The 13,988-nt window shown below is 72.8% G+C and carries 11 protein-coding genes; 6 read left to right on the top strand and 5 right to left on the bottom strand.

Annotation, left to right across the window (positions count from 1 at the left end; translation table 11 throughout):
- Window positions 1-122: 122 nt before the first annotated feature.
- Both WMF26_RS50330 and WMF26_RS50325 read right to left on the bottom strand, forming a co-directional pair.
- Window positions 123-1,256 (bottom strand): PAS domain-containing protein, encoded by a 1,134-nt coding sequence (locus WMF26_RS50330; protein WP_437998507.1) that lies wholly within the window; start codon window positions 1,254-1,256, stop codon window positions 123-125.
- 293 nt (window positions 1,257-1,549) lie between these two features.
- Window positions 1,550-3,049 (bottom strand): ferritin-like domain-containing protein, encoded by a 1,500-nt coding sequence (locus tag WMF26_RS50325; protein ID WP_437998506.1) that lies wholly within the window; start codon window positions 3,047-3,049, stop codon window positions 1,550-1,552.
- Window positions 3,050-3,832: 783 nt separating this feature from the next.
- Here WMF26_RS50325 and WMF26_RS50320 point away from each other — a divergent pair.
- Together WMF26_RS50320 and WMF26_RS50315 are read left to right on the top strand one after the other, a co-directional pair.
- Window positions 3,833-4,705, top strand: a complete 873-nt coding sequence (locus WMF26_RS50320; RefSeq protein WP_437998505.1) for a hypothetical protein — start codon at window positions 3,833-3,835, stop codon at window positions 4,703-4,705.
- Window positions 4,706-4,790: 85 nt separating this feature from the next.
- A complete protein-coding gene (locus WMF26_RS50315; RefSeq protein ID WP_437998504.1) occupies window positions 4,791-5,441 on the top strand; it encodes a glutathione S-transferase family protein in 651 nt (216 codons plus the stop codon).
- 85 nt (window positions 5,442-5,526) lie between these two features.
- On the opposite strand, the gene WMF26_RS50310 is transcribed toward WMF26_RS50315, so the two are convergent.
- A complete protein-coding gene (locus WMF26_RS50310) occupies window positions 5,527-6,039 on the bottom strand; it encodes a hypothetical protein (RefSeq protein ID WP_437998503.1) in 513 nt (170 codons plus the stop codon).
- 107 nt (window positions 6,040-6,146) lie between these two features.
- Between WMF26_RS50310 and WMF26_RS50305 the strand changes: the two genes are divergently transcribed.
- Entirely contained in the window at window positions 6,147-6,710 is a 564-nt protein-coding gene (locus WMF26_RS50305) for a GNAT family N-acetyltransferase (protein WP_437998502.1), read from the top strand.
- A gap of 29 nt (window positions 6,711-6,739) precedes the next feature.
- Here WMF26_RS50305 and WMF26_RS50300 read toward each other — a convergent pair whose 3' ends face one another.
- A complete protein-coding gene (locus WMF26_RS50300; protein ID WP_437998501.1) occupies window positions 6,740-8,227 on the bottom strand; it encodes a serine/threonine-protein kinase in 1,488 nt (495 codons plus the stop codon).
- Window positions 8,228-8,530: 303 nt separating this feature from the next.
- Between WMF26_RS50300 and hemL the strand changes: the two genes are divergently transcribed.
- The gene (gene hemL, locus WMF26_RS50295; RefSeq protein ID WP_437998500.1) at window positions 8,531-9,847 is read left to right on the top strand and encodes a glutamate-1-semialdehyde 2,1-aminomutase; all 1,317 of its coding nucleotides are present in this window, start codon (window positions 8,531-8,533) and stop codon (window positions 9,845-9,847) included.
- 94 nt (window positions 9,848-9,941) lie between these two features.
- Here the strand turns inward: hemL and WMF26_RS50290 are convergent, their stop codons facing one another.
- The gene (locus tag WMF26_RS50290) at window positions 9,942-11,606 is read right to left on the bottom strand and encodes an FG-GAP repeat domain-containing protein (protein WP_437998499.1); all 1,665 of its coding nucleotides are present in this window, start codon (window positions 11,604-11,606) and stop codon (window positions 9,942-9,944) included.
- A 257-nt stretch (window positions 11,607-11,863) separates the two neighbouring features.
- Between WMF26_RS50290 and WMF26_RS50285 the strand changes: the two genes are divergently transcribed.
- Both WMF26_RS50285 and gcvPB read left to right on the top strand, forming a co-directional pair.
- Complete coding sequence (locus tag WMF26_RS50285) at window positions 11,864-12,472, top strand: hypothetical protein (RefSeq protein ID WP_061622642.1); 609 nt, start codon at window positions 11,864-11,866, stop codon at window positions 12,470-12,472.
- 14 nt (window positions 12,473-12,486) lie between these two features.
- On the top strand, window positions 12,487-13,980 hold the full coding sequence (gcvPB, locus tag WMF26_RS50280; RefSeq protein WP_437998498.1) for an aminomethyl-transferring glycine dehydrogenase subunit GcvPB: 1,494 nt from the start codon (window positions 12,487-12,489) through the stop codon (window positions 13,978-13,980).
- Window positions 13,981-13,988: the final 8 nt, after the last annotated feature.

Below are 13,988 nucleotides of genomic sequence, written 5' to 3'. Positions count from 1 at the left end.
ACTGTGGCAACTTGCTACGGCCGTGGCGAATCTGCTTTAGAAGGCCGTTTCGAGGATCGCCTCGCTCATCCCACATGATGCCGAATCCACCGAATGGGTGACCCCGGCACGCACAGCGGGCTCTAACCGCGTTCCGCGGTCGCGGAGCTCTGCTTGGCGCTCGCCAGAGCGGGGCTCGGGGAGGGCGTGAGTTGCGGCGGGTTCATCTTGCGGATGCAGTAGCTGAGGGCCGCCCGCAGGTTCCGCTGCGTGACGATCTGCGAGAGATCGAGCCCGAGCGCGACCATCGTCTGGGCCACGTTCGGCTTGATGCCGGCCACGATACCCTCCGCGCCGAGGAGCCGGATCGCCGTCACGAGCTCGATCAGGTGGCTCGCCACCCGCGTGTCGACCATCTCGACGCCGGTGAGGTCCAGGATGGCGAAGCGCGCCTGCTGCTCGACGATGCGCTGGAGCACGCTGTCCATCACGTCCGCGGTCCGCACGCTGTCCACGATGCCGACCATCGGTAGGGTGAGCACCCCGCTCCACACCTCGATGATCGGCGTCGAGAGATTGCGGATCACCTCCTGCTGCTTCTCGATCTGCCGCAGCCGCGAGCGGAGCTCCTCCTCGGCAGACTTCGCCGGCGAGATGTCGAGCGCCACCCCGACCGCCCCCTCGATCTCGCCGTCGCCGCCGCGGAGCGGGACGACCCAGCTGTCCCAGTGAGCGCCCTGCACCTCATCGCAGGTGTGGATCGGCTCCCCGGCGAGCGCGCGCTTCACCTCGCCGGCGAGCTCGCTCCCCTCCTGCGCCTCGAAGAGGCTCACGCCTTCGCACTGGCGTGGCGTGAGGCAGAGCTTCTCGAGCGCCCTGCCCTCCTGGTAGCCGAACCTGCCCTCGCGATCGACCGCCCAGAGCGCGATGGGAAGGTGAGCGACCACCTGATCCAGGATGCGCTCCTTGAGCGAGCGGCTCGCCTCCGGCGCGGGCGCGCCCTGGAGCGAGCCGTAGATCGCGTCGCCGTCGGGCGACCGGGTCGCGCTGCACGTCAGGGCCTGCTCGGCGCCGCGCGCGTCGCGGAAGCGCAGGGCGAGCCGGAGCGGCTCCGCGCTCTGCTGCAGCCGTGACCAGGCCGCCGCGAGCGTCCCCCGATCGGCCTCGTCGACGAGCGAGGCGAGCGTCGCCCCCGGCGCGGCCGCCGGACCCAGGGTGCGCCGCAGCGCTCCGCTGACCTGCTGCAGGCTGCCGTCCCGTCCCGCGACGAACAGCATGTCCGGGCAGGAAGCGAAGAATGCTTGAAGTGAATCCTTGGATGATCCCTGGTCCGCCACGTTCCCTCCCAGCGCACGCGAGCGACGAGGTCGCGTTGTAGCAGAGGCCCGTCTCGCTTGAGAAGCGCGTTCGCCCGGCCGACGCGCGCGCCTGCTCGCCAGTCCGCGCTCCGTCTGCCGTCGCGGATGCGACATCACCGCTCCGGCTACAGCGCTGTCAGGCGACTCATGATGTCGCCCCGCGGGCGCGCGTCATCGGAGCTCCCGTCGCGGCGGCGCGCGCTTGCCGTCCGTCAGGTCGAGGCGCCCCGCGGCGAGCTCGACGGGGCGGCAGGAGCGTTGTCGCGCGACAGCCCCGGGAGCGCCGCGCGGCAGGGGGCGACGACCTCGGCGAGCACCTCGCGGCGCAGCGCCCCGAGCGCGTGCGCCGGGAGCAGGCCGAGCGCCTCGTGCGCGAGCAGCCCCGGCGCCGGGTCGACCGCGAACCGCGCGGCGGCGCGGGAGAACGCCCGCTCCGCCGCGGCGCGCGCCGGCTCGCCGAACGCCGCGAGCATCCACGAGAGCGCCCTCCACGACAGCGCCGCGTGCCGCTCCTCGTCGGCGGCGATGCGCTCGAGCGCGGCCGCGAGCGCCGGGTCCGCGGCGATCCGCGAGAGCTCCCGGCCCTCGGCGGCGCCCAGCGTCTCGCCGACGCAGCCCTCCTCGACGAGCGCCTCCACCACCTCCGCGACGCCCGCGCCGACGGGCGCCGTGGCCGCCTCGAGCAGCGGCCCCGGGCCGATCGCCCGGCCCGCCAGGCGCGAGGCGATGTCGTAGGCGAGGCGCGCGTGCTCCAGCTCGTCGAGCGCGGCGCGGTGCGCCTCCCCGACGAGGGCGGCCGGCGCGCCGAGCGCGAGGAGCTGCAAGGAGAAGCGGGCGAAGCTCGCGATCGACGCGTGCTCGAGCGCGGCGACGGCGGCGTAGTGCGCCGCGGCGCGCTCGCGCACCTCGGGCGGGAGGGACGCGACGTCGAGCTCCGTGGGCGCCGCGGGCGCGCGCCAGTCGTCGCGCGGGGCGCGCGGCGCGGCGCGCGGCGCTCCCTCGACGACGAGGGGGCGGCCGATGGCGCAGGAGATCCCGGCGCACTCCCAGCGCGCGCTCTCTCCCTCGATGTCGGGGACGACGCAGGCGACCCCCGGGTTCGCGTCGGACGCGCAGTCGGCGTCGCTCTGGCAAGCGTCGTCCTTGGTCCTGCAGGCGAGCGTGACCTGCTCCCAGCACCCGTTGAAGTACGCCGACAGGCCGCAGGTGCTGCCAGGGCAATCCGCGTCGACCGCGCAGAGGGCCTTCGCGCAGACGGAGTGCTCCTCTCGGAGCGCGCCAGTCCCCTTGCACACGCACACCTCGGACGGGCCGCACTCGGCGTCGGTCTCGCAGGCGTACTCGCAGCCGCAATAGGGGCCAATCTGCCCGAAGGAGCTCACGCATTTGCCGCGCGGCCCCTGCGTGCAGTCGGCGTCGGTCCTGCATTGAAACGATCGCTCGGTGCCGGCGCACGCGCGCTGCGCGATGGTCGCGTCGCAGCGGACCGTCGACGCGCGGTGGACGGTGCCGTCCGCTTCCTGCATCCAGCCCGCGCTGCGCTGCGGCCGGGGCGCGGGCGCCGCCGGGTCGTCCGCGGCGCCGGCGTCGTCGGCCGTGGCCTGCGGCTCGGCGAGCGTGACGACCGCGATGTCGCGGCTCTTCGCGCTGGAGCAGCCGGCGGCGCCGGCGGCGAGGAGGAGGGTCATGCGGAGCGAGCGGTGGCGGTCCATCCCGCGAGGGTAGCAGAGGGGCGCGCGGCCGACGGTCGGGCTCACGGCGGGGCGAGGGGTGCGCGTGGACGCCGAGGACGTCGAAGAGCACGGCGTGCAGCAAGAGGAGAGACCGCAAGGGCGCACGGGGCGCAACGGGACAGAGATGAATTGCATTCTTCTCTTCCCTTGCGCCCCTTGCGCCCTTGCGGCCCTCTTCCCATGAATTGATTTTCGTCGAATTTCGACGTAATCGGCGTTCTCAGGAGAACAATGTAAGCGAGCGCCGGATCATCTCTTGCCGCCAGCCTGCCGCCCTGTGTGCGTTGGTGGTCTCGCGGCTTTCTTGTTCGGCAGAGGCGCGCGCATCGCTGGCTCCTCGCAGCGCGGCTCGTCGACCGAAGGGACCAGCGACGAGTCGTGCACCACCTGCAGCGAAGCCCCGCGCGCTTCCCGCGACGTCCTGCACCACCTCCGGCCAAGCCCCGCGCGCTTCCTGCGACGTCCTGCACCACCTCCGGCCAAGCCCCGCGCGCTTCCCGCGACGTCCTGCACCACCTCCGGCCAAGCCCCGCGCGCTTCCCGCGACGTCCTGCACCACCTCCGGCCAAGCCCCGCGCGCTTCCCGCGACGTCCTGCACCACCTCCGGCCAAGCCCCGCGCGCTTCCCGCGACGTCCTGCACCATCCCACGCCCCGCGCGACCTCCCCTGCCATCCTGCAACCGCACGACGATATTCATGAATCGCGCCCATTTCGTGCTCGCTCGCGGCATTCTCTCCCGCGCGACTTAGTCCTTGCGTCCATGCCCAAACCCAAGAACCCGAACAAATCAGGGACACCCGCCGTCGAACCCACGCAGCTCCATATCGCGGAGGCGGCCTTTCAGCGCGTGAAGCCCGACCTGGACGCGATACCGCTCGCCGGGCTGGACACGCCGCGGCTCGATCTCCAGGCGGCCGCCGTGCAGGCCATCGGCGTGGCCCAGACGCTCGCCGCGCCCGAGCTGCGCCAGCGCATCGCGGCCATCGCCGCGGCGGGCGCGCTCGACGCCGCGCTCATCGACGGGCTCGAGAGCGTCGCCTGGGCGACCTGGTTCGCCCGGCACAAGCTCCTCCTCACCTCGGCCACGCACTCCGGGGCGGCGCTCCCGGCCACCCTCGTCGAGCGCGCCTACGAGATGCGCGCGCGCATGCTGAAGACCCTCGAGTACCACCTCGACGGCGACGCGGAGGCCACCGCCCAGCTCGCGCACCTGCGCGCGGGCAGCGGTCACCTCGACCTCGCCAACGACCTGTCGGGCGTCGCCGATTTGTACCGCAAGCACCGCGACGCCATCAAAGACGACAAGAGGAACTTCCGCAGCGAGGACGAGCAGGAAGCGAGCGCCCTCGCGGAGCAGATCCTGCGCCTGCTCGGCGCCACGTCGACGCCCGAACAGACGCTCTGGAAAGGCTACCAGGCGCGCGCCGCCAAGCTGCTCTTCCGCCATTACGACGAAGCCGTCCGCATTGGCCGGTTCCTCTTCTATTACGACGATCCCGAAGGTCGATTCCCCAATCTGTACACGGCGACACGCGCCACGCCGGCGTCTCCTCGGCCCGACAAGAAGCCGGATGCCGGCCCCGTGAAGCCCGAGCCCGCTCCGGTCGATCCGCTCGTCACCGGCATCGCCTGATCCAGCCAGACGCTCACGCTCCCCCGCGCGCTCCTCATCATCCCCATCATCCCCTCCACCGCGGCCGCTCGCGCCCTCCGGCCGCATGCGCTACTGCGCCGGCATGCGCCTCTACACGTTCCGCCACTCGCCCAACGCGCTCAAGGTGCGCCTCGCCCTCGCCGAGCTCGGGCTCGCCTACGAACCGGTCGAGATCGACCTGTTCCGCGGCGAGCAGCGCGCCGAGGCGTTCGCCCGGCTGAACCCGCACCGGAAGGTGCCCGTCCTCGAGGACGGACCGCTCGCGCTCCGGGAGTCGAACGCCATCATCGCCTACCTCGGCCGCACGCACGGGACGACGCGCTGGCCCGACGTGCCGACGTCCGAGGCCCGGGCGCTCCAGTGGCTGTTCTTCGACAGCGCGCACCTGACCCCGCACTGCAGCGCGCTCTGGTGGACCAACGTCGTCGCGCCGAAGACGGGCCTCCCCGCCCTCGCCGAGGCGGTCGTCAAGCGGGCCAGCGACGAGGCGACGCGCTCGCTCGATCTGCTCGAGGCAGAGCTCGAGGCCCCGTACCTGCTCAAGAGCTCCATGTCGCTCGCGGACTGCTCCGTGGGCGCCGCCCTCTCGCTGCTCCGCGGTTCGCACCTCGACGACGCCGGGCGCTGGCCGAAGGTGATCGCCTACCGCGAGCGGCTGCGCAGCCGCGACAGCTGGACCGAGGCGGGCGGCGACGCGGTCAGCGACCTCGGTTGAGCGACGCGGCCAGCGCGGCGCGCCCGCGGCTAGCGCCTCGCCCTGCGTCGCTCGCGGCTATCGCCTCGCCCTGCGTCGCTCGCGGCTATCGCCTCGCCCTGCGGCCGATCCCGCGCGCGTCGCGCCCGATCGGCTCGCCCAGCTCGAACGCCGGATCTCCGTCGCCCGCCGGCAGCTCCCGCGGCTCTCCCGGCTCGAGCGGGCCGTGCGCCCGCTCGGCTTCGGCGATGGACGGATAGAGCTCCACGTCGCCGTCGACCCGGAAGCCGCCCGCGCGCGCGGGGCGCACCACGCGGCCGAGGACGAGCCCCTCGTCCCAGATGCCGCCGTGCTCGACCGCGATCGCCGCGCCCACCGCCACGTCGGAGAGCCGCGCGGGCGCGCCGTCCGGCCGCGTCGGCGAGGGTCGCCACCGCAGGATCGCATCCACGTGGAGCACCACCACCGCGCGCTCCCCGGGCAGCTCGGACACCCCGAGGGCAAAGCGGACGCGGCACCCCGGCGCCCCGGCGCGCTCCACCCCGCGCTCGCCGCCGGCGCCCTCCGCCTCCTCGAGCGCGGCGAGCGGCTCCGCACCCAGTTCCTCGAGCGGCGCCATGCGAAGTCCTCCCCGAGCGGTGTCGGCCGAGCGCACGGCGACGTCAAGGCCGCTCGGCCCGTGCCCCGCGCTTGACGCCCCGAGACCTCCGCTGATGCCATCGGCCCATGACGTCGTTCGATCCGTTCCCCGTCCTCACGACGCCGCGCCTGACGCTCCGCGCGATCGCGCCCAGCGACGTCGAGCGCATCTTCCGCATCCAGTCGGATCCGGAGGTGGTGCGCTACGCCGGCCGCGGGCCGGACGGCTCGCTCGCGGACTCGGAGCGGCGCATCGCCACCGTCATGACCGGCGTCCGAGAGAACACCTCGATCCGCTGGGGCATCACCCTCAAAGAGGGCGGAGAGCTCGTCGGCACGGGAGGCTTCTGGCGCTGGAACAAGCCCCATCGCTCGGCGGAGATCGGCTACGAGCTCCTGCCCGCGTTCTGGAACCGGGGGATCATGACCGAGGCGCTGCGCGCCGTGATCCGCTTCGGCTTCGCGTCCATGGAGCTCCACCGCGTCGAGGCGCAGATCGATCCGGACAACCGCGCCTCCGCGCGCGTGCTCGAGCGCCTCGGCTTCGCGCTCGAGGGGCGGCAGCGCCAGAACTGGTACTACGACGGGCGGTACACCGACACCGCGCTCTACGGCCTGCTGCGCGGCGAGCTCGCGGACGCCCCGACGTGACCCGCGCCCGCCGGCCTCCGCCCCCGCGGCTACCTCGCCGCCGGCGCGCGCCCGCTGCCCGGCGGCGCCGCGGTCCCGGGCTCGCCCTTCGGGTCCAGGTTGATCTGGATCCGCGCGGGCGACTCCGACGTGATCTCCACCGTCTGCGAGACGCCGTCGCTCGACCGCGCCTCCACCACGAGCGACACCCCCGGCTTCGGCCGCGCGATGACCTGGCTGCCCACGCCGAGCACCACGCCGTTCAGCTTCACCACCGCGGCGCTCGGCTGGGTCTGCACCGCGATCGGATCCACGATGGGCCGCTGATCCCTCGGCCGGCTCAGCGCGACGAACATGAGCGACGCCACCGCGACGCCCGTCGAGACCGACGCCACGAGCCACGGCAGCGCCACCGGGCGCAGCGCGTCGCTGCCCGCGCGCATCAGCCCGCCGATCCCCCGCCGCGGCGCCGTGCGCGCGTTCCGCGAGCGGCCCTCCGACGGCGGCCCGACGCTCAGCGTCGCCCCCGGCTTCGGCCGCCACCCCGGGCGCTGCTGCGGGACGATCGCGTCCGCGATCCGCTGCCGCTCCTCCTCGAGCTTGTCCCCGCAGCGCGCCATCAGGAGCTCCGCCACGTGCGCGGTCGTGATCACGCCCGACCTGCGCATCAGGAAGTCCTCCAGCGCGCTCGCCATCTCGCCCGCCGTCTGGAAGCGCTGGTCCGGGTCGCGCGCGAGCGCCTTCAGGATGATCTCCTCGAGATCCCGCGGGCACTGCGGCGCGATCAGCGTGGGCCGCGGCGGCTCCGACGACCCGGTCTGCGGCAGCACGAGGTCGTGCAGCACCTGGAACGGGAGCGCGCCCGTCACCGCCTCGAAGAGCACCACGCCGAGCGAGAAGATGTCCGAGCGGCGATCGACCTGGTGCCCCTGCGCCTGCTCGGGCGACATGTACTCGCCCTTGCCCTTGATCTCGCCGGTCTGCGTCGTGTCGCCCAGCCGCTCGAACGCCTTCACGATCCCGAAATCGGCCACCTTCACCGTGCCGTCGCGATCGATGAGGATGTTCTGCGGGCAGACGTCCCGGTGCACGATGCCGAGCGGCACCCCGCGCTCGTCGTGGAGCTCGTGCGCCGCGTGCAGCCCGTGCGCCGCGTCGGCCACGACGCGCGCCGCCATCGCCGGGGAGATCGGCATCGGGCGCAGGCCCGGCCGGAGCAGCCGCTGCATCGTCTGCCCGTCGATCCACTCCATCACGAGGAAGAGCACGCCGTCGGTGTCGCCGAGGTCGAGGATCTCGACCACGTTGCGGTGATGGATCTTCGCGGCGAGGTTCGCCTCGTCGAGGAACATGCGCTGGAACTGCGGATCGCGCGCGAGCGCCGGGATGAGCGTCTTCAGCGCGACGACCTTGTGGAAGCCGCGGGAGCCCTCCATGCGCGCGGCCCAGACCTGGGCCATCCCGCCCTCGCCGATGAGGCGCAGAAGCTCATATCGCCCGAGACGCTGCCCCGGAGCGGGGTCCTCGGAGATCCGCATGGCTCACCAGACGCTTGTGCTCGGGGAGCCGCGCCCGCGGTCCCCAGGAGCAGCTCGGGCCGCAGGTAGCGGCCCCCTCTCTCCAGGCGCTCACCATAGCCAAGCGCGACCGCGCCGCAAAGGATCGTGTGGATCGAAGGCCGCCCGCGGCCACCCCCGGACCGTCGCGCCGCGCCACCTCCGGCGCCCGCGACGCCGCGCGTCCGGCGCGACGCCGCGCGTCCGGGGCCGCGATGCCCCCGCGCCCGGCGGCCTCGATCCGCGTCGCTCCCCCGCCCTGCCCCTGCTATGGCCCGGAGCACGATGACGAACGAGAAGAGCGCCCCCCCGCCCGCCCGCGGGGGCCGAGCCCCCGCCTCCAAAGCCCTGTTCGACCGCGCCGCCGCCGTCCTGCCCGGCGGCGTGAACAGCCCGGTGCGGGCCTTCCGCGCCGTCGGCGGCGACCCCCTCTTCATCGCCCGCGCGCAGGGAGCGCGGCTGTTCGACGCCGACGGCGCCGAGTACATCGACTACGTCGGCTCCTGGGGGCCGGCCATCCTCGGCCACGCGAACCCCGCCGTGGTGGAGGCCGTCCGCGAGGCGGCCCTCGGCGGCCTCTCGTTCGGCGCCCCGACCGAGCTCGAGGTCCGCTTCGCCGAGAAGATCCGCGAGCTCTACCCGAGCATCGACATGCTGCGCTGCGTCTCCAGCGGCACCGAGGCCACGATGAGCGCCATCCGCGTCGCGCGCGGCTTCACCGGCCGCGACGCCATCATCAAGTTCGAGGGCTGCTACCACGGCCACGCCGACCACCTGCTCGTCAAGGCGGGCAGCGGGCTCGCCACCTTCGGCGCGCCCGACTCCGCCGGCGTCCCCGAGAGCGTCGCCCGCGCCACCCTCTCCCTGCCCTACAACGACCCGGCCGCCCTCGAGGCCGCCTTCGCGGCGCGCGGCGGCGACATCGCCGCGGTCATCCTCGAGCCCGTGGTCGGCAACATGGGCTGCGTCCCGCCGGAGCCCGGCTTCCTCGCCCTGGTGCTCGACCTCTGCCGCAAGCACGGCGCGCTCTCGATCTTCGACGAGGTGATGACCGGCTGCCGCCTCGCCCGCGGCGGCGCGCAGGAGCGCTTCGGCCTCCGGCCGGACCTGACCACGCTCGGCAAGATCGTCGGCGGCGGCATGCCCCTCGCGGCCTACGGCGGCCGCGCCGACGTGATGCGCGTCGTCTCGCCGCTCGGCCCCGTGTACCAGGCCGGCACGCTCAGCGGCAACCCGCTGGCGGTCAGCGCCGGGCTCGCGACGCTCGAGCGCCTCACGCCCGACCTCTACGCGCGGCTCGAGCAGCTCGGCGCGTCCCTCGAGCAGGGCCTCAGGGCCGCCGCCGCGGGCGCCGGCGCGACCGCGTGCGTCCAGCGGGTCGGCTCGATGATCACGCTGTTCTTCACGAAGGGCCCGGTCCGCTCCTGGGCCGACGCCGCGACCTCCGACACGAAGCGCTTCAGCGCCTTCCACGCGGGCATGCTCGCGCGCGGCGTCTACTGGCCCCCGTCGCAGTACGAGGCCGCGTTCCTGAGCGGCGCGCACACCGAGGAGGACGTCGAGCGGACCGTCGCCGCCTGCCGCGAGGCGCTCGCGGCCTGAGGCCGGGCGGGCCGGAACGGCGAGGGGCCGGCCGCCGCAGCGACCGGCCCCTCCCGCGAGCGCCCGCGCGGGCGGGCCCCGCGGCGCGGGTCAGTCAGTCCGCGCGTACCCAGCCGTTTCTATAGAGGTTGCCGCGGGCGGTCGGCCAGAGCAGGCAGTTCGTCGACGACCGCGGCACCGTGTACACATAGGTGTTCGGCTCGGGGGTCTGGCCGTCGATCCAGCCGATCTCGCGGAGCGAGACGACGATCTCGACCGTGCCGTCGCCGTTCACGTCGGCGAGCGTGGGCACGGGCATCGCGCCGAGCCGCGGCAGCGGGATCTTGTGGAGGAGCTTGCCGCCCGCGTTGAGGATGAAGAGGTGGCTCCGGTTCTCCTCGGTCGAGTAGGTGTTGAACACGACCTCGGGGATGCCGTCGCCCGAGAGGTCCCCGACCACGACGCCGCCCGTGAGCACCTGCGTGTCGTCCGTGTACTCGACGTCCCAGTACTCGCTCTTGTCGGCGTAGACCGCGTGGATCCGCCCGTCGAGGCCCGCGAAGATCATCTCGGGGCCGGGGTGCGTCGCGTTGAGGTCGGCGACGGTCACCTGCTGCGTCGCCGCCACGATGTTGCCGCCGAGGTCCTCGCCGCCGGACAGGTAGTCCGGCGCGTAGAACGGGCTCTCCCAGCCCGGGATGCGGCTCGCGTCGTTGCGGACCACCCACAGGCCGACGCCCTGGGACTGGTCCGACATGTCGACGTCCTCGGCCGCCGCGAGCATGATGACCTCCGGCGCGCCGTCGCCGTCCACGTCCGCGATCGCAGGGGCCGAGTTCTTGAAATAGGCCTGCAGGTCCCTGCTGTCGCCGAAGCCCTGCTGCGCGAGCGCGAGGTCGTGCATGTACCGCACGCCCGGCGTCTTCGGGCGGCCCTTGAACATGGGATTCGCGTCGAAGGCCTCCCCCGTGCCGTGGTAGAAGCCCGCATAGGAGTTGTCCATCGGCGAGACGATGTCCTGGGCGCCGTCTCCGTCGAGGTCGCCGATGGCCAGGTTCTGGTCGTAGACGCCCACGATCCAGCACTCGGCGTCGTCGCTGCGGCGGGCGTCGCACCCGATCGTGTTGCTCGCGATCGGCGGGAAGCCGGCGACCGGCGCCCCGCTCGCGTGGAACGCCATCAGGACGTCGGGGGTCCTGTCGGTGCTCGCGGCCACGACGTCGAGCTGGCCGTCGCCGTCGACGTCGCCGGCAGCGAGGGCGCGGATCTCGTCGTTCCAGACGACGGGCCAGCCGTCCACCAGGCGGCCGCTCGCGTCGAGCATGTAGATCCGGGTGCGCGCCGCGATGACCACCTCGAGCTGCGCGTCGCCGCGGAAATCCGCGACGAGCGGGCTCGCCCAGATGCGGCCGTGCTCCCGCGACTCGTCGAACCGCCACTTCTGGGCGCCGTCGGGCCCCCAGGCGACGATGTTGCCGTTGTGCGTCACCAGGATCTCGTTCTCGCCGTCGCCGTCCAGATCGGCGACCGCCGGCGACCCGAGCCACGCGCTCTCGTCGTCGTCGGAGAGCTGGAGGAGGAGCTCCGGCTCCGCGACGTCGGCGGAGCCGCTGCCGGCCGGCGCGCACGACGCGACCGCCGGCAGCGGCTTGGAGCCCCCGGGCACCGGGCGGGGGTGGCTCCAGGAGCCGCTGCTGCCGCCGCCGTCGTCGTCGGGGAGGGTGCCGTCGACGTTGCCGAGCTGGCCCTCGCAGGCGGCAAGAGCGAGGACGCTGGTCAAGAGAGCGATTCTACCGGGAATTACAAAACCTCGGTTGCAGACAAAGGACTTCATCATGGCCTGGAAGCTTACCAGCGCTTCGCGGCCGAAGAAGAGGTGAAGCGGAAAATTGACGCGGTCGCGGATGCGCTGAACGGTGCGTTACGCTCCTCCTTCAGGAGGGGAGGTAGGCTGCATGTCCCCGACGTGGCGCGCGCTGGTGGACCTGCGGGTTGCCGGTATGGGTGCGGGTAGGTGCTGTGCTAGGCTCCGCCGCCATGAACGTATCGCGACGGCTTTGGATTGCCGGCGCCGCCTGTGCCCTGCTGCTGGGGACGACGGCGCTGGGCTGCAGCTCGAACCCCGCGCCGAAGACGGCCAAGGTGGAGGCCGGGGACATGCCCGAAGGAGGCGACTGGACGGGCGTCTATTACAGCGAGCTCTACGGTTACCTGCACCTCGTGCGGGACCCGAACTCCGACTCCATCGAGGGCCGCTGGCTCCGGCCCGTCAAGGATCGGTGGGGCGAGCTGCACGGGTCGGTGGCGGGCGACCTCATCAAGTTCACGTGGACCGAGCGCGTCATCGGCGCCATCGGGCCCAACTCGACCAAGGAAGGCCGGGGGTACTTCAAGTACACGCGGCCGGAGGGCGAGAACGTCGACGACAAGATCGTGGGCCAGATCGGCCGCAACAAGGATGAGGTCGGCGAGCCCTGGGAAGCGGTCAAGCAGCGCAACATGATGCCGGACCTGCAGTCGATCGGGGGCTCCGACAGCTCCGACATCGGCGGCGGCGACTGGGACAGCGACAACCAGGAGTCCGGAAAGCCCGAGCCGCCCGCCTCCCCCTCCGAAGAAGCACCTGCCGAGCCCCCCGGCCTCTGACATAACAGCCCCCGATGACCCAGCCGCAGCCGCGAGGCATTCAGTTCCGCGAACCCCCCATCTTCGAGCGAGGCACGCCGGGCAGGACCGGCGCGTCGCTCCCCCCGCTCGACGTGCCCGACGTCGATCCCGGCGCCCACTACGGCGCGCTCGCGCGCAAGGAGCCGGCCGGCCTGCCGGAGGTGAGCGAGCCGGAGGCCTTCCGGCACTTCGTCCGGCTCTCGCAGTGGAACTTCTGCATCGACGGGCAGATGTACCCGCTCGGGTCGTGCACGATGAAGTACAACCCGAAGATCAACGAGTGGGCCGCGCGGATCCCGGGCTTCGCGAAGCTGCACCCGATGACGCCCGACGAGCTCAGCCAGGGCTCGCTCGAGGTGATGTGGCGCCTGCAGGAGGCGCTCTGCGAGGTCAGCGGGATGGACGGCTGCTCGCTGCAGCCGTCGGCGGGCGCGCAGGGCGAGCTCGCGGGGCTGATGATGATGCGGGCGTTCCACGAGTCGAAGGGGCGCTCGCCGCGGAAGGTCTTCATCCCGGAGAGCGCCCACGGCACGAACCCGGCGAGCTGCGCGCTCAACGGGCTGGTCGCCGTCAGGATCGAGAAGACCGCCGACGGCATCACCCACCCCGAGCAGGTCCTCGCCGCGATCGAGCGCGAGGGGTCGGACGGCGACGTCTGCGGGCTGATGATCACGAACCCGAACACCCTCGGGGCGTACGAGACGCACCTGCCGGCGATCATCAAGCTCATCCACGACAAGGGGGGGCTCGTCTACGGCGACGGCGCGAACACGAACGCCATCATGGGGCACGCGCGGCCGGGCGACGTCGGGATGGACGTCATCCACATCAACCTGCACAAGACGTTCACGACGCCGCACGGCGGCGGCGGCCCCGGCTCCGGGCCGGTCTGCTTCAAGAAGCACCTGGAGCCGTTCCAGCCCGCGCCCGTCCTCGTGCGGCGGGGCGACGGGCTCGCGTGGGACCGCGATCGGCCCCAGAGCGTCGGGCGGCTCCGGGCCTTCACCGGCAACTTCGGGATGTTCATCCGCGCGTACACGTACATCCGGGAGATGGGCGGCGAGGGGCTCACGGCGGCGAGCAGCCTGGCCGTGCTGAACGCGCGCTACCTCTGGGCCAAGCTGAAGGACCACTACCTCGCGCCGGTGCCGCAGCCGTGCATGCACGAGGTGGTGCTCTCGGACAGCCAGATCGAGAAGGAGACCGGGGTCAAGACCCTCGACATCGCGAAGCGGCTGCTCGACTACGGCTTCCACGCGCCCACGGTCTACTTCCCGCTGGTCGTGCCGGGCGCCCTGATGATCGAGCCGACCGAGACCGAGACGCGCGAGACCCTCGACGAGTTCGCGGCCGCGATGCTGAGCATCCTCAAGGAGGCGCAGGAGACGCCGGACGTCGTGAAGCAGGCCCCGCACGGGACGGTGGTGGGCCGCCTCGACGAGGCCCGGGCCGCGCGCCAGCCGCGCCTGCGGTGGTCGAGGACGTGACCCTCCCG

It is taken from the genome of Sorangium sp. So ce185 (genome assembly GCF_051526825.1).
GTDB lineage: Bacteria > Myxococcota_A > Polyangia > Polyangiales > Polyangiaceae > Sorangium > Sorangium cellulosum_D.
This window is presented reverse-complemented; position numbering and strand designations above follow the sequence as displayed.